This window comes from Aquimarina penaris (assembly GCF_040786285.1).
Taxonomy (GTDB): Bacteria; Bacteroidota; Bacteroidia; order Flavobacteriales; family Flavobacteriaceae; genus Aquimarina.
The window spans coordinates 1,246,641-1,261,059 of the sequence record NZ_JBFMKQ010000001.1; the positions used below are offsets into that span (position 1 = coordinate 1,246,641).

The 14,419-nt window shown below is 34.7% G+C and carries 17 protein-coding genes; 13 read left to right on the top strand and 4 right to left on the bottom strand.

What is annotated here, in order from left to right:
• Positions 1 to 101 precede the first annotated feature (101 nt).
• Together ABW637_RS05075 and ABW637_RS05080 are read left to right on the top strand one after the other, a co-directional pair.
• A complete protein-coding gene (locus ABW637_RS05075) occupies positions 102 to 1,241 on the top strand; it encodes an Mrp/NBP35 family ATP-binding protein (protein WP_367583552.1) in 1,140 nt (379 codons plus the stop codon).
• Positions 1,242 to 1,244: 3 nt separating this feature from the next.
• Entirely contained in the window at positions 1,245 to 1,484 is a 240-nt protein-coding gene (locus ABW637_RS05080) for a NifU family protein (RefSeq protein ID WP_367583553.1), read from the top strand.
• 6 nt (positions 1,485 to 1,490) lie between these two features.
• On the opposite strand, the gene ABW637_RS05085 is transcribed toward ABW637_RS05080, so the two are convergent.
• A complete protein-coding gene (locus ABW637_RS05085; RefSeq protein ID WP_367583554.1) occupies positions 1,491 to 2,390 on the bottom strand; it encodes a serine/threonine protein phosphatase in 900 nt (299 codons plus the stop codon).
• 467 nt (positions 2,391 to 2,857) lie between these two features.
• On the opposite strand from ABW637_RS05085, the gene ABW637_RS05090 reads away from it, so the two are divergent.
• The 4 genes from ABW637_RS05090 to ABW637_RS05105 are packed head-to-tail and all read left to right on the top strand — an operon-like array spanning position 2,858 to position 6,545.
• Positions 2,858 to 4,069: a hypothetical protein gene (locus ABW637_RS05090; protein WP_367583555.1), complete on the top strand. Its 1,212-nt coding sequence runs from the start codon at positions 2,858 to 2,860 to the stop codon at positions 4,067 to 4,069.
• 19 nt (positions 4,070 to 4,088) lie between these two features.
• Entirely contained in the window at positions 4,089 to 4,619 is a 531-nt protein-coding gene (locus tag ABW637_RS05095; RefSeq protein ID WP_367583556.1) for a hypothetical protein, read from the top strand.
• Positions 4,620 to 4,638: 19 nt separating this feature from the next.
• Positions 4,639 to 5,595, top strand: a complete 957-nt coding sequence (locus tag ABW637_RS05100; protein ID WP_367583557.1) for a DUF6175 family protein — start codon at positions 4,639 to 4,641, stop codon at positions 5,593 to 5,595.
• Between the two features lie 11 nt (positions 5,596 to 5,606).
• Positions 5,607 to 6,545, top strand: a complete 939-nt coding sequence (locus ABW637_RS05105; RefSeq protein WP_367583558.1) for a hypothetical protein — start codon at positions 5,607 to 5,609, stop codon at positions 6,543 to 6,545.
• Positions 6,546 to 6,629: 84 nt separating this feature from the next.
• Here ABW637_RS05105 and ABW637_RS05110 read toward each other — a convergent pair whose 3' ends face one another.
• From ABW637_RS05110 to ABW637_RS05120, 3 genes are read right to left on the bottom strand one after another with little or no spacing between them, the layout of a single operon-like run.
• On the bottom strand, positions 6,630 to 7,388 hold the full coding sequence (locus ABW637_RS05110) for a BRO-N domain-containing protein (RefSeq protein WP_367583559.1): 759 nt from the start codon (positions 7,386 to 7,388) through the stop codon (positions 6,630 to 6,632).
• 3 nt (positions 7,389 to 7,391) lie between these two features.
• Positions 7,392 to 7,574 (bottom strand): hypothetical protein, encoded by a 183-nt coding sequence (locus ABW637_RS05115; RefSeq protein ID WP_367583560.1) that lies wholly within the window; start codon positions 7,572 to 7,574, stop codon positions 7,392 to 7,394.
• Positions 7,575 to 7,602: 28 nt separating this feature from the next.
• Entirely contained in the window at positions 7,603 to 7,872 is a 270-nt protein-coding gene (locus tag ABW637_RS05120) for a heavy-metal-associated domain-containing protein (RefSeq protein ID WP_367583561.1), read from the bottom strand.
• Positions 7,873 to 8,020: 148 nt separating this feature from the next.
• On the opposite strand from ABW637_RS05120, the gene ABW637_RS05125 reads away from it, so the two are divergent.
• The 7 genes from ABW637_RS05125 (at position 8,021) to nosZ (ending at position 14,403) form a co-directional block, all read left to right on the top strand.
• Positions 8,021 to 8,803 carry an MlaE family ABC transporter permease gene (locus ABW637_RS05125; protein WP_367583562.1) on the top strand — a complete coding sequence of 261 codons (783 nt, stop codon included), beginning with the start codon at positions 8,021 to 8,023 and terminating at the stop codon, positions 8,801 to 8,803.
• A 33-nt stretch (positions 8,804 to 8,836) separates the two neighbouring features.
• Positions 8,837 to 9,589: an ABC transporter ATP-binding protein gene (locus tag ABW637_RS05130; protein WP_367583563.1), complete on the top strand. Its 753-nt coding sequence runs from the start codon at positions 8,837 to 8,839 to the stop codon at positions 9,587 to 9,589.
• Positions 9,590 to 9,602: 13 nt separating this feature from the next.
• The gene (locus ABW637_RS05135; RefSeq protein WP_367583564.1) at positions 9,603 to 10,604 is read left to right on the top strand and encodes an MlaD family protein; all 1,002 of its coding nucleotides are present in this window, start codon (positions 9,603 to 9,605) and stop codon (positions 10,602 to 10,604) included.
• Positions 10,594 to 11,082 carry a hypothetical protein gene (locus ABW637_RS05140; protein ID WP_367583565.1) on the top strand — a complete coding sequence of 163 codons (489 nt, stop codon included), beginning with the start codon at positions 10,594 to 10,596 and terminating at the stop codon, positions 11,080 to 11,082. The genes ABW637_RS05135 and ABW637_RS05140 overlap by 11 nt, the downstream gene beginning before the upstream one ends.
• 235 nt (positions 11,083 to 11,317) lie before the next feature.
• On the top strand, positions 11,318 to 11,836 hold the full coding sequence (locus ABW637_RS05145) for a c-type cytochrome (RefSeq protein WP_367583566.1): 519 nt from the start codon (positions 11,318 to 11,320) through the stop codon (positions 11,834 to 11,836).
• Positions 11,837 to 11,847: 11 nt separating this feature from the next.
• Positions 11,848 to 12,423, top strand: coding sequence for a fasciclin domain-containing protein (locus ABW637_RS05150; protein WP_367583567.1), 576 nt, complete (start codon positions 11,848 to 11,850; stop codon positions 12,421 to 12,423).
• Positions 12,424 to 12,444: 21 nt separating this feature from the next.
• Positions 12,445 to 14,403: a Sec-dependent nitrous-oxide reductase gene (gene nosZ / locus ABW637_RS05155; RefSeq protein ID WP_367583568.1), complete on the top strand. Its 1,959-nt coding sequence runs from the start codon at positions 12,445 to 12,447 to the stop codon at positions 14,401 to 14,403.
• Positions 14,404 to 14,419 lie beyond the last annotated feature (16 nt).

Below are 14,419 nucleotides of genomic sequence, written 5' to 3' on the forward strand. Positions count from 1 at the left end.
ATCATTTCGATTTTAGAGCTTTATAATCTTAACTTTTCGACCTATCTTTGCATTTAGAATCAATCTAGATTATTGATTAGTTAGAAAAAGAAAAAATACGCATGAAGCTAGAAAAATCTGAGATACTTAAAGCACTAGAAGAGATTACTGTTGCCGGAGAAGGAAAGAATATGGTAGAGAGTGGTGCTGTAAAAAATGTAATTACTTTTGGAGATGAGGTCGTTGTAGATTTGGTGTTATCTACACCAGCATTACATATACGTAAACGAGCAGAAGTAGATGTGATGAAAGTGATTCATGAAAAAGTATATGAGAAAGCAAAAATAAAAGTAAATATCAAGGTTGAAGCACCAGCAGCTCAACCCCAGAAAAATGAAATCAAAGGAAAAGCTATTCCGGGGATATCTAATATTATTGCCGTTGCTTCTGGTAAAGGAGGCGTGGGTAAATCTACGGTAACATCCAATTTAGCTGTTACATTAGCCAAAATGGGCTTTAAGGTAGGGCTTTTGGATGCAGATATTTATGGCCCATCGGCTCCGATTATGTTTGATGTAGAACGAGAAAGACCACTTTCTGTTAAGGTTGGAGATAAATCTAAAATGAAACCTATAGAAAATTATGGAGTAAAGATTTTATCGATAGGGTTTTTTACACAACCTAACCAAGCTGTGGTTTGGAGAGGACCAATGGCTGCAAAAGCATTAAATCAAATGATCTTTGATGCCGCTTGGGGAGAACTTGATTTTATGTTAATTGACCTACCTCCGGGAACAGGAGATATTCATTTATCGATTATGCAGTCATTACCAATAACTGGAGCTGTGGTTGTTAGTACTCCGCAAAATGTGGCATTGGCAGATGCTAGAAAAGGTGTGGCAATGTTTCAGCAGGATAGTATTAATGTGCCAGTGCTGGGGATTGTAGAAAACATGGCGTATTTTACTCCAGATGAGCTTCCTAATAATAGATATTATATCTTTGGTAAAGAAGGAGCCAAGAACCTTGCAGAGGATATCGAAGTTCCATTTTTAGGAGAAATTCCTTTAGTACAAAGTATTCGTGAAGCTGGTGATGTGGGTAGACCGGCAGCTTTGCAAACCGCAACTCCTACCGAAAAAGCGTTCGAGGAATTAACTAGAAATGTAGTACAGGAAGTAGTAAATAGAAACGAAAATTTACCACCTACCGAAGCAATTAAAATAACAACAATGGCAGGGTGTTCTGCAGTAAAAAAATAGAATATGACTTCTGAAGAATTAAGAGTAAACGTTGAAAAGGCGTTAGATGAGATTAGACCTTTTTTAGAAAGTGACGGAGGTAATATTTCTTTAGTTTCTATTGAAGATGACAAAAGAGTAAAGGTTCAGTTAGAAGGAGCTTGTGTAGGGTGCAGTGTGAACCAGATGACATTAAAATCCGGTGTAGAAATGACCATCAAAAAGTATGCACCTCAGATTGAAGAAGTGTTGAATGTAGAGTAGTTCTATTTATTCTTTAGAAATAAAATCAGTTAATTTTGTAGGTCCTTCCAAAGGAATTTTAACAATCTTAAGTGTACCATCTTCAGTAGTCGAAATTTGCCATTTAATAAGGGTAATATTTCCATTTTCTATCTCAATCCCGGTAATACATCTTGGGTGTACACAGCTACCATCATTAAAGAGGTTTAACCCTCCTGCTTCAGGAAATCTAGGGCGATGTGTATGCCCCATTATAGTGAATAGATTCTTATTGTTTGCAATCCATTTTTTGATTCTACGCTCTATTCGAATGGTTTCTTTAAAATTTTGTGCAGGACTAGTGGGGTCAGAGATGCCAATAACCTGCAAAGGTTTCCATAAGACACGAACCAAAAATCTATGGATTCTCCATCCGTTATAATTCATAAAATCTGCTTGATGCCCATGCAAAAGAAAAAGCTCTTGTTTTGTGTTTTTATGCTTTAAGAGGATAGCCTCTTCATATTTTATGTTAGGAAAAAGAGGAACTTCTTTACCCGTTTTATGATCTAGATAATGACTAAGGTGTTTTTTTACATATTTTGGATTTCTATATACCATATCATGATTTCCCCAGATCATTTCTAACCTGTCCTCATTATAAAATAACTGAAGTAATTCATATATGTTTTTATGTGCTCTTAGAATCATATTAAAACTAAGGTTCTCCCATAACTCGTCTCCATCTCCTAATTCACAATAGGTAAATCCTTCTTTATAATAATGTTGTAGCGCATGAAAATAAATATTCCTATTATTAGCAAATTCATCTGCAAAACTATTATCGCCACGATGGCAGTCACTAAAAAGTATAAACTTAGAACTATCATCAAACGGAATTACTTTTGCATTTTTATAAGCACGATCCAGCCGGGATTGAGAAGACATACACCAAGTTTTTAGTAAATATACAATACTACATGATATATTTTATTCTCTATAGTTAGTTCAGCCAAATATTTAAAGTTTTGTTTCAAAAAAATAACGAACTACTATTTTACAGGATTTTTAATGGAAATTGTTGTATGAATTGTTTTACAACTATGGTAAAACCTTAATATAAGTAGGGTGTAATACTGATTTAACAATAAGTTTTATACCAATCTGATTATCAGTATTGTATGTGTTTTGTAGTCATAATGCTTTTGAAGTAAAGTAATGTAAAAGTAAGAAAAAACCTTCAATAAAATCCATTCATCGTTTATAATTGTACTTCATCGTTTAAAAATTTGTTAATACAAATCAAGAATGTTAACATCTTTTTACTTACTTTTGCAGTCTTTGTGTCTAAAAATGAGGCACATATTCATTATTAATACAATCAATAATAATCTTTTAACCCTTTAATTTAACCTATGAAAAAATTATTACTATGCTTACTAGTATCAGTTAGCACATTGAACAGCTATGGTCAAGAAAAACCTACAGATGCTGTCTACAGAAGAAGTTCATTATTTACCCTTATGGTGACAGACGAGAACAGAAAATTTGCAGACGTTATTCAACAAGCATTTACTGATGCACAGATTCCCGAAAAATTTAATGATCACAATATCGACGGAAGAACTGTTGAGAAAGTATATGATGAATCATTATCAAAAGCTGAGCAAAAAGAAGCCCAAAAAGTTGCAATAGAAAAGTATTTTACAGAAAATAGTGTTGCTAAAGCCGTAGTTGCAAAATGGTTTAATAGAAGTGAAAAAGGAGGCTTTAATATGGATTTAATTTCAGAAAGAGGATCCTATAATGCTACAGAACTAGATGTAAAGATCGCTAAGAGTAGCGAGAGAGGTTTGTCTCTATTAGCAGATGCAGGAGAAGAATTAATAAACAACACATTCGTGGTTGTTAACGATTTTAAATACATAAGCAAAGAAGAAGTTGCACAAAAAGCAAAACAAGGATTAGCATTAGCTGGTGGTTTAATGGGAAAATCTGGCCTTGGATCTAAATTAGCAGGTAACGCTCTTGATGTTGCAGGAAAAGGATATGTAATCAAAACAACTTCTCATCTATATAAGCTAGTTTGGAATGAGGAAATGGCAGCAATTTTTTATAACGATTATTGGACAGATGATGCTAATTTTGATGAAGCAAGAAAGAAAGCGTTTGATGATTCAAATATTTTCAAAATAGAACTAGTTGGAACAGAAGTAGCTTGGGCAGATTTGCAAAGTACTGTGTTTACTAAAAAGAGTGAAGAAGAACTAGTAGCTATTGCAACAGTAAAAGCAGTAGATGCTGTAATTGCAAAACTGCAAAGAAAATATGAAGTATTTAGAACCAAAACTCCATTAATAAGTGGTGATCCGCTATCTGCAAAGATCGGACTTAAAGAAGGATTAGAAGGTGGTGATAAGTATGAAGTTTTAGAGCAGACGATCGACAAAAATGGTAAAACTTTTTACAAAAGACAAGGTGTTATCAAGGTTGATAAAAAGCAAATTTGGGATAACCGTTTTATGGCGGGAGAAGAAAAAGAATCTACAGAAGAAGTTAAAGAATATACATTGTTTAAAGGAGGTAAAAACTTTTACTCAGGAATGTTGATCAGACAAATTAACTAAAAAAATCAAACGTTATATTATGAATAAATTCATCACAAAGATTGGATTGGTAATGCTATTACTTTTATGTTTTAGTTTTAATGCCAACGCGCAAAGAAAAAAGAGATTAGCAAATGAGGATACCAAAGCATGGAGATATGATGTAGAGTGCGAAGGTATTGCTAAACAAGGTTCTAAACTTGTAAAGGTGTGGTCCTATTCAAAAAACCCAAAATTTGCTATAGCTCAGGCAATGAAAAATGCTGTACACGGTATCGTTTTTAAAGGATATGCTGGTGGAGGAAACGGTTGTACTCCTTTTAAACCATTAGTAAAAAACCCTGGAGTAGAAAACGATCACGCAGACTTTTTTGAAACCTTTTTTAGCGATGAAGGCGAATTTAGGAAATATGTAACCGCCGCTGCAGATGGTAATATTGCACCTGGTGATCGCTTAAAAGTAAGTAAAAGAGAATATAAAATTGGAGTTGTTGTAAACGTAGCGACAGATCAACTAAGAAAAAGATTAGAGTCTGAAGGAATAATTAGATCATTAAGCTCTGGATTTTAATTTATAAAAGACACAAAAAATGAAAAAAAACATACTACTTATAGGAATTTTTATGCTTACCCTATCATTTGGATACAGTCAAGCAAAAAAACCTACACTTATGGTTGTACCAAGTGATGTTTGGTGTAATCAAAATGGATATATGCTTAATTTTGATAATCAAGGAACCACTGTAAAAGTACCTGATTATAAAAGAGCTTTTCAAGAAAATGCTGAAGTACTTCAAGTAATCAGTCAGATCAACGGTATGATGGCCGATAGAGGTTTTCCTCTTAAGAATATGGAGTCTGCAATAAAAACATTAGAGTCTAATGCTGCAGAGGATAACATGCGTTCTTCAAAAGAAACAGGAAGTGGTGTAAGCGAAAGCCCAATAGATGCACTTAAAAAAGTAGCAAAGGCCGATATTATTATGCAATTAACCTGGACTATAAACAGAACAGGGCCAAAAAAATCGGTTACTTTTAACTTACAAGGGTTAGATGCGTATACCGATAAGCAAATTGCAACAGCTACAGGTACAGGAGCTCCTTCTTTTTCTGCAGAAGTACCGGTATTATTATCTGAAGCAGTATTATCACACATGGATACCTTTACAGGATCATTACAAACACATTTTGATGATATGTTTGAAAATGGACGTGAAATCATCGTAAGAATCCAGAAATGGGATGATTGGGATGGTGATCTAGAGTCTGAATATGGTGATGATGATGAAGAATTAGGCGTGATTATTGAAGATTGGTTGGCAGATAATGCTGTTAAAGGTAGATTTAATACTACTGATATGACAGAAGATATGGCATTGTTTGAGCAGGTAAGAATTCCTCTTTTTAATGATAAAGGTAGAGCAATAGATGCACGACGATTTGTTAAAGGTCTGAGCAAAATGCTTAAATCTGAACCGTATGCAATTCCGAACAAGCTTGTTATGAAAGGTTTAGGTAGAGCAACTATCATATTAGGAGGGAAATAAAAAATACAATTATGAAAAAAATAATATATATAGCATTATTTTTTGTGGTAACGTCTTTGGTTGCACAAGAAAAGAAAAGTAGTGACGGTATTACATTAGCGGCATATGTGCCACAGCAAGTTGAGGGTATCCCAGCTTCTGCCAAAAAAATGTTACTTAATCGATTAACACAGATAATTACTAAAAATGGAATTAGTAATAATGTGTATAATTCTAGATTTGTATTGGCACCAAATATTAGTGTAGTAAGTAAGGATATTACTCCTACTGCTCCACCCAAGACAGCATTAAATCTAAATGTAACATTATATATAGGAGATGGTGTGTCAGGAACGTTGTTTGCAAGCCAATCTATAGAATTAAAAGGAGTAGGGACTAACGAAAACAAGGCCTATATTTCTGCGATAAAAAGACTGAGTCCTAAAAACCCTGAAGTTTTAGAGTTTGTTGAAAAAGGAAAGGAAAAAATTATAGAATACTATAATAATAACTGTAGTAACATCCTTAAGCAAGCTGCTGCATTAGAAGCTCAGAACGAGTTTGAAGAAGCTTTGGTTCTATTAACGAATGTACCCGAAGCAAGTACATGTTTTAATAAAGTGAAGTCAAAAATCGGGGTTCTTTATAAGAAAAGTATCGATAGAGATTGTAAGCAGAAATTAGCAGAAGCATCTGCTATCTGGGCTGCAAATCAAGATATAAATGCAGCTAACGAAGCTGGAATTATCTTATCATCGGTAGAACCTCAAGGAGCTTGTTATGGTCAGGTTAAATCGTTGTATGCTAAAATAGCAGCAAGAGTAAAAGATCTAAGTGATAGAGATTGGAAATATCAGTTAAAAGTACTTGATCTGAAGAAAAGTGCTATCAAAGCTGCTAGAGATGTAGGTGTTGCTTATGGTAAAAACCAACCAAAATCAGTTACATATAATGTAAGAGGTTGGTATTAAAAATTACCAACGTAAAATATAAAGGCCACTCTTTTTTAGAGTGGCCTTTTTTAATGTTTTTTATTTTAGGAATTGGAATCGAACTCATAATTTTATTAGTTTTGGCAAATATTTTAAAGCAGTTTTATCTCTTTTTTCAAAATAATCATATGCATGTTGTGGGAGCCAATACGTATCTATATATTCAATAAATATTGGGAGTAGATGATTGCTATATTGTTTTACTTCTATTTCTCTTCCATGGGGTAGTACATGAAGGTATGTTTTAAATTCTCGATTGTACTGAGGGAATTTTTCCTCAATATACTTGTCAAAATGAAGCGATACACTAATATCTGGTCTCATTTCTTTTCCGTCTAAAGCTTTGTCAGGTAAAATATAACCTATTTGCTCAAAACGTCCATACAATCGAATAAAAAGTTCACTTAGCACAGAGAAGTAGCCAGGTTCCACGCGATTCCAATTATCATTAAATCTAAGAACATAATTAGGAATCTCAAACCGTTTAGTAGAATAATACCCCCTAACCCTAATTAGTGGAAGTACTTGATTGGTAACCCATTTCCTGAATTTTCTAGCAATTTTAGTATTACTTCTAAAGAGTAAGGCATATAATCCACTTTCTGAAATAAGATCTACAAATTGACGCTGCCCATTTCTAGTCAACCTTTTAGAAAAACATTCTTCATCATCCAATGTCTTCATAATCTCTATAGTGTCTTCTTTTAATTCTAAAATATTGATAACATCGTTGGCAATAAACCAAATGTGATTATCAATTTCTATTGATGGGAATTGCTGAAAATAATTCGTGCTACTTTTTATGGTTGTTTCGGGAGTCATTATTTAGGCTTTTATAAATTTGAACACTTCATATACCAGTATTGCGGGCCAGACTATGGCTTTTAAAACACCTAGAACTCCTATCCAAAATCCTGTAGCATGGCTAATAAAATAGATTACGGCTCCTACAAATCCCAAACCGTAAACTGCGTTAGACGAAGCTCCTTTTTTTGCTGTTTCTTGCATGGTTACGCTATTAAGATGCTAAATACTATTATTTATTAAGCCTCCCAATAGCACAACTGATATAGGATTTGGCTTTTCTGCTTAGGTTGTTTTTATCCCCTTCAATGGGGTATCCTAATTTCGTAAGCTCTTTTTCTACAGTTTCAATACCGTCTTGGGTCTCGTAACTAAAAGAAATTGTGCAATCATCAGTATTTACAGATATATCCTTTATACCTTCTAGAGTATGTAGTTTCTTGGCAATGGTGCTCTCGCAACCACTGCATTTTAAGTTTTGTATTGCTACCGTTGTTTTCATGGTTTGGATTTTAACAGCTAAATCTATCAAAGTTTCATTGATCATACTATGATAAATATCAGTATAGACAGTTGATACACCTGATTAATGTCATTTTTATTAGAAAAAGCTACTTCTATATTTGAATAACTTAAGAAGTATACTAGCTATGACTCAATCACTTCGAATAGTAGAAAGAACAAAGGCTTTTTTTACAGAGGTTGGCGACTTGTCATTTTTTGCAGGACGTTTTTTGAGAGAGGTGTTTATTAGACCATTCGAGTTTCAGGAATTACTTAGACAGTGCTACCACATGGGTAATCGATCATTACTTTTGGTAGGAGTTACCGGATTTATCTTAGGATTAGTATTTACACTTCAATCTCGTCCTACCTTAATGGAATTTGGTGCCGAATCCTGGATGCCCTCAATGGTGGGGATCTCAATAGTAAGAGAAATTGGCCCGGTAATTACAGCTTTGATTTGTGCAGGAAGAATTGGATCGGGAATCGGAGCCGAACTCGGTTCGATGAGAGTTACAGAACAAATTGATGCCATGGAGGTATCAGGAACAAACCCTTTTAAATATCTCGTGATTACTCGCATTGTAGCCACTACATTAATGCTGCCAATATTAATCATTTTTGGAGATGCAATTGCACTGTTTGGTTCTGCCATCGTTGAGAATTTGAAAGGCGCAGTATCCTTTCAACTATATTTTAATCAGGTTTTTGATGCTATAGAGTATAGCGATATCATTCCTGCCACGATTAAATCATTTTTTTTCGGGTTTGCTATTGGATTAGTAGGGTGTTATAAAGGATATCACTGTAAGAAGGGAACTGCAGGAGTGGGAGAAGCTTCTAATTCGGCAGTGGTGTATACCTCGATGTTATTATTTGTTATCGACTTTATAGCCGTGTTTCTAGCAGATATATTTTTTGAAATATAACTAGTACTTTTTTATAAATGAGAATGAAATGTAATGGAAACTAAAAACAAAATAGCACCAGTATTAGAGATCAAAGATCTTCAGAAAAGTTTTGGCGATAATCATGTGCTCAATGGCTTTAGTTTACAATTATTTGAAGGAGAAAACCTGGTTGTGATGGGTAAGTCAGGTTCTGGAAAATCGGTAATGATTAAATGTCTAGTGGGTTTAATGCAGGCAGATAGTGGCAGCATTAGAATAAGAAGTCAAGATATTACAGTTTTAGGACAGACCGAATTAGATCTTTTACGCACCGAAATAGGATTTTTATTTCAAGGAAGTGCATTATACGATTCTATGACTGTTCGAGAAAACCTGGAGTTTCCACTGCGTCGGCATAAGAAAAAATTGAAGATGACAGAACATACAGAAACATTGGTTGTAGAGGCACTAGAAAATGTAGGGTTGACAGATGCGATTGATCTAATGCCTGCAGAACTCTCTGGGGGTATGCAACGACGAGTGGCATTGGCCAGAGCACTAATTCTTAAACCTAAAATCATCTTGTATGATGAGCCAACAACAGGATTAGACCCAATTACTGCCAAAGAAATTATACAGCTTATGCGAAGCATACAGAAAAAATACGGAACATCATCTTTAATCATTACTCATGATGTGGATTGTGCACGGGTGATTTCTAACAGGATTATTTTACTGGTGGATGGGATTAATTATGCACAAGGTACGTATGAAGAGTTAATTAGATCAAATGATCCTCAGGTAAAGGCTTTTTTTAAACATTAGAAAAACATAGACTATGGTTACTATAAAAAAATCAGCTTCACAAAAACTAAAACTAGGGGTTTTTGTTGTGTTGGGAACTATGCTTCTTATTGCAGCATTGTATTCTATCGGAAACCGCCAGAATCTTTTTGGGAGTAATGTTAGGATTATGACCCAATTTACCAATGTCAATGGGTTAGAGTTAGGTAATAATGTAAGATATTCAGGGATAAATGTAGGGACTGTAAGCAAAATTAAGATGATCAATGATACTCAAATCATAGTAGAAATGCTTATACGAGAAAGTGTAGGAAAACATATTAAAAAAGATGCGGTTGCTACCATTAGTTCTGACGGTTTGGTAGGTAATATGATTGTCAATATTATCCCAAGAGATGGTAAAAAACCTCCTGTACTTTCGGGAGATACGATCCAATCATTTAGTAAAATAGGTACCGATGACATGCTAACTACCTTAAATGTAACCAATGAAAATGCAGCGTTGTTAACAGCTGACTTATTAAAAATCACAACCGAAATTATCGAGGGTAAAGGGACTCTTGGGTTACTAATTAATGATTCTATAATGGCCAGAGATCTTAAATTAACCATTTATGAATTAAGAAAAGCCAGTGCAGGAGCATCACAAGCAATTACAGAGCTTACTACTATCATTTCATCAATCAATCAAAATGAAAGTGTAGCGGGAGTGCTCTTAAATGATAGTATATCAGGACAAAAAATGAAAGCTATAATAGGTAACCTAGAACAATCAAGTGTCGAGATTACTGCAGTAAGTGAAGATCTCAATATAGTGGTAAAAGATATTAAAGAAGGTAAAGGAGCTCTAAATTATTTAGCAAACAATCCTGTCTTGGTTAAAAATATAGACTCTACGATGAATAGTATTAAAGAAGGGACCGATCGATTTAATCAAAATATGGAAGCTCTGAAACATAATTTCCTGTTCAGAGGATATTTTAAGAAAATGGAGAAGAAAAAAGAAAAATCTAAAATATCAGATCATGAAAATTGAACATTTAGAAGAGCGTATAATCGATTATACAAACTCTATAAAGACTGTAGTAGATAAGCGGGTACTTTGGAAAAATAAAACCAAAAACCTACTTATAAAAACATTGCAAGCTGCTGTAAAACAATATGATATTGGGTGGAAGGTTCAGGAATTAAGTTGGATACATAATAATGAAGCGGTCAATATTACTTTTGACTCTTTTCCTCCAGAAATGATAGATTGCACCAATTTGATTCCGGCATATCAGTTTTTACCAGGAGGGGCTCTGATTTTCTCACAAGCATATAATGGAGACATATATGTTTTTATGATGTATCCGGAGATTGAAAATGTAACTCATGAAAATAATGTAGTAGAATTTGGTCAGTATACTCCAGAATCTATTACCGAAAAATTGATTGTGGAGAAAGTAGATGAATTCTTGAAAGAAATGATCAAATGGGAAGTGCCTTCATTAAAGAAAAAAGTGGGGTATTAATGATTAGAAAAACTATTGTGATTTTATCCAAATAACTACTATTTTCTTTTGAAGGGAATTTTTCAAACCATATTTTTTACGGAATACCTGTGAAGATGATTTATAATTTCTTCAACTATGATAGTTTTAACGATGGTTTTCCTGTCGCTCAGCGAGTATAAAAACACTGATATATATCATATTTTACTTCATTGTTGGTGTCTACATTTAAGCAAATTTGTAAACAACACATCCAATGAATGTCATAATAAAGTTAGTTAGTGTATTTTCTTTGCTATTCCTCGTAAGCTGTGGAGGTAAAGAAGAAGAGAAAAAAGAGAAAATTACTATTCAAACTAAAAAAACCACCACTACAGAAACCAAAAAAACTACCACCAGTAATGCTATTCCACCATCAAAACGGGTGGATCTTGTAAATAAGGGTGTTGGACCAATCAAAACGCTTGTATTATCAGAAAACATTGATCAAAATATGGTCAAAAAGGGACAGGAACTTTTTAAAGTAAAATGTGGAGCTTGTCATAAGCCTCACAAAAAATTTATAGGCCCGGCTCCTACCGGAATTCTTGAAAGAAGAACCCCCGAATGGATAATGAATATGATTCTTAACCCTGAAGAAATGGTTAAAGAAGACCCACTTGCTAAGGAGTTATTAGTAGAGCACAACGGTTCACCAATGGCAAATCAAAGTCTGGTAGAAGATGAGGCAAGAGCTATCCTGGAATATTTCAGAACCTTAAAAGAAGAAAACTAAATTGTCACACAATGAAAACAATAACACATATTTTTTTGACCTTACTGTTCTTTGTTTCCCTAGCAGGATGTAAAACTGAAGGCAAAAAAGACAAGTCAAATTCGGAAACTACTGAAGTAACATCTGAAAAGACAGAAAAACAAGGTCAGGCCTTTATAAAAGATGACGAGTCGAGACCCAATGTTTTAAATATTGCGATTGGGTCTAAAGATCATACCACATTGGTAACAGCTGTTCAAGCTGCCGATTTAGAGAATGCCCTGGTAAATGCAGGACCATTGATGGTTTTTGCCCCGACCAATGCCGCATTTGAAGCATTACCCGAAGGTACAGTAGAAGATTTATTGAAACCAGAAAATAAAGAAACCCTGGCCAATATTCTAAAGTATCACGTTACTCCAGGGAATTATTCTAAAGATTTTTTAAAAAAGTTCAAAAAGTTAGGACAATCTAACGGAAATGATGCCGTGATATCTGTAAAAGGTGAAGATGTTTTTATAGGTGAAGCAAAGATAATTGCAAGTATTCCTGCTGGTAACGGTATTGTACATGTTATTGACAAGGTATTATTACCTCCAACAAATTAAATAATCAAAAAATATAAACAGATGAAACATATATATAAAATAGTATGTGCCTCTTTGATCGTTGTCATTGCATTTAGCAGTTGTAACAGAGATCAAGAGGGTAAAAATGGAGCGCTAGCCTCCAATGTTGCCGAAAAGGTATATGTGGCTCCAGGAGAGCACGATGAGTATTATGCCTTTGTTTCGGGAGGGTTTAGTGGACAACTATCAGTATACGGGCTTCCTTCGGGGCGCTTGTTTAAGGTAATTCCCGTATTTTCTCAGGATCCTGAGAAAGCATGGGGATATAACGAAGAGACCAAACCAATGCTTAATACGTCTCATGGATTTATTCCTTGGGATGACTCTCACCATCCCGATATTTCACAAACAAATGGTGAATTAGACGGTCGCTGGGTATTTATCAATGGTAATAATACACCGCGTATCGCTAAGATTGATTTAACCACTTTTGAAACTACCGAAATCATAGAAATTCCAAATAGCGGGGGTAACCATAGTTCAGCTTTTGTAACAGAAAACACTGAATATGTAGTTGCCGGAACACGATTTTCTGTACCCATCCCTCAAAAGGACATCCCTATTAAAGAGTACAAAGGTAACTTTAAAGGTTCTTTATCTTTTATCAGCGTAGATCCAAAAGAAGGACATATGGATTTGTCGTTTCAAATTTTAATGCCAGGATTTGATTATGATTTGGCACACCCTGGTAGAGGTGCCTCTCATGGTTGGTTTTTCTTTTCTACCTATAATTCTGAAGAATCACATACGTTGATGGAGGTGAATGCCTCACAAAATGATAAAGATTTTATCGCCGCAATAAACTGGAAAAAAGCTGAGGAGTATATCAAAGAAGGTAAATTTAAAACCATGCCAGCCAATTATGCTCATAATGTGTATGATGATAATACACATACAGCGACTTCAACAATGAAAAAAGAAGTTCGTATCCTAGATGCTTCAGAATTACCAGGATTGGTATATTTATTACCAACACCAAAGTCTCCTCATGGTTGTGATGTAGACCCTTCTGGGGAATATATTGTTGGAAACGGAAAACTTTCTGCGGATTTAACGGTGCATTCATTCAGTAAAATGCTAGATGCTATTGAAAATAAAAAGTTTGATGGTGAAGTATATGGGATTCCAATCCTGAAGTTCGAAGATGTATTGGCAGGAACAGTTTCACAAGCCGGCTTGGGGCCATTACATACAGAGTTCGATGGTCAAGGAAATGGATATACTACTTTCTTTATCTCTTCTGAAGTAGTTAAATGGAAGTTAGGGACTTGGGAAGTTATTGACCGAAAACCAACGTATTATTCTGTTGGACATATTATGATTCCTGGGGGAAATTCAAGAAAACCCTTTGGAAAATATGCCGTAGCGATGAACAAAATAACCAAAGATCGCTACCTCCCCACTGGGCCAGAAGTTACGCAATCAGCACAACTGTATGACATTACAGGTGAAAAAATGGAGTTATTATTGGATTTTCCAACTATCGGAGAACCACATTATGCCGCAGGAATTGCAGCAGATATTGTAAAAAAACGCTCCAAAAAAATCTTTAAACTCGAAGAAAATAAGCATAAGCATGTAACTAAATCTGATGCCGATATTAAAATTGTTCGAAATGGGAATGAAGTACATGTCTATATGACCATGATCCGCAGCCACTTTAACCCGGATAACATTGAAGGAATTAAGGTGGGAGATAAAGTCTACTTTCATGTTACTAATTTAGAACAAGACTACGATGTACCTCATGGTATTAGTATGATAGGGGCAAATACTTCAGAATTACTAATTATGCCCGGACAAACAGAAACCTTTGTATGGCAACCTAAACAAGTAGGTGTTTGGCCATTTTATTGTACAGATTTCTGTTCGGCCTTACATCAGGAGATGCAAGGATATGTTAGAGTATCTCCAGCATCATCTGATATTAAATTGTCTTGGTCTTTAGGTGAAGATTAATAGTGTTTTCTATAAA

What these genes read in the sequence shown, in the direction of transcription:
- ABW637_RS05075 (WP_367583552.1), top strand. Translation starts at nt 102, where the DNA reads ATGAAGCTAGAAAAATCTGAGATACTTAAAGCACTAGAAGAGATTACT.
- ABW637_RS05080 (WP_367583553.1), top strand. Translation starts at nt 1,245, where the DNA reads ATGACTTCTGAAGAATTAAGAGTAAACGTTGAAAAGGCGTTAGATGAG.
- ABW637_RS05085 (WP_367583554.1), bottom strand. Translation starts at nt 2,390, where the DNA reads ATGTCTTCTCAATCCCGGCTGGATCGTGCTTATAAAAATGCAAAAGTA.
- ABW637_RS05090 (WP_367583555.1), top strand. Translation starts at nt 2,858, where the DNA reads ATGAAAAAATTATTACTATGCTTACTAGTATCAGTTAGCACATTGAAC.
- ABW637_RS05095 (WP_367583556.1), top strand. Translation starts at nt 4,089, where the DNA reads ATGAATAAATTCATCACAAAGATTGGATTGGTAATGCTATTACTTTTA.
- ABW637_RS05100 (WP_367583557.1), top strand. Translation starts at nt 4,639, where the DNA reads ATGAAAAAAAACATACTACTTATAGGAATTTTTATGCTTACCCTATCA.
- ABW637_RS05105 (WP_367583558.1), top strand. Translation starts at nt 5,607, where the DNA reads ATGAAAAAAATAATATATATAGCATTATTTTTTGTGGTAACGTCTTTG.
- ABW637_RS05110 (WP_367583559.1), bottom strand. Translation starts at nt 7,388, where the DNA reads ATGACTCCCGAAACAACCATAAAAAGTAGCACGAATTATTTTCAGCAA.
- ABW637_RS05115 (WP_367583560.1), bottom strand. Translation starts at nt 7,574, where the DNA reads ATGCAAGAAACAGCAAAAAAAGGAGCTTCGTCTAACGCAGTTTACGGT.
- ABW637_RS05120 (WP_367583561.1), bottom strand. Translation starts at nt 7,872, where the DNA reads ATGAAAACAACGGTAGCAATACAAAACTTAAAATGCAGTGGTTGCGAG.
- ABW637_RS05125 (WP_367583562.1), top strand. Translation starts at nt 8,021, where the DNA reads ATGACTCAATCACTTCGAATAGTAGAAAGAACAAAGGCTTTTTTTACA.
- ABW637_RS05130 (WP_367583563.1), top strand. Translation starts at nt 8,837, where the DNA reads ATGGAAACTAAAAACAAAATAGCACCAGTATTAGAGATCAAAGATCTT.
- ABW637_RS05135 (WP_367583564.1), top strand. Translation starts at nt 9,603, where the DNA reads ATGGTTACTATAAAAAAATCAGCTTCACAAAAACTAAAACTAGGGGTT.
- ABW637_RS05140 (WP_367583565.1), top strand. Translation starts at nt 10,594, where the DNA reads ATGAAAATTGAACATTTAGAAGAGCGTATAATCGATTATACAAACTCT.
- ABW637_RS05145 (WP_367583566.1), top strand. Translation starts at nt 11,318, where the DNA reads ATGAATGTCATAATAAAGTTAGTTAGTGTATTTTCTTTGCTATTCCTC.
- ABW637_RS05150 (WP_367583567.1), top strand. Translation starts at nt 11,848, where the DNA reads ATGAAAACAATAACACATATTTTTTTGACCTTACTGTTCTTTGTTTCC.
- nosZ (WP_367583568.1), top strand. Translation starts at nt 12,445, where the DNA reads ATGAAACATATATATAAAATAGTATGTGCCTCTTTGATCGTTGTCATT.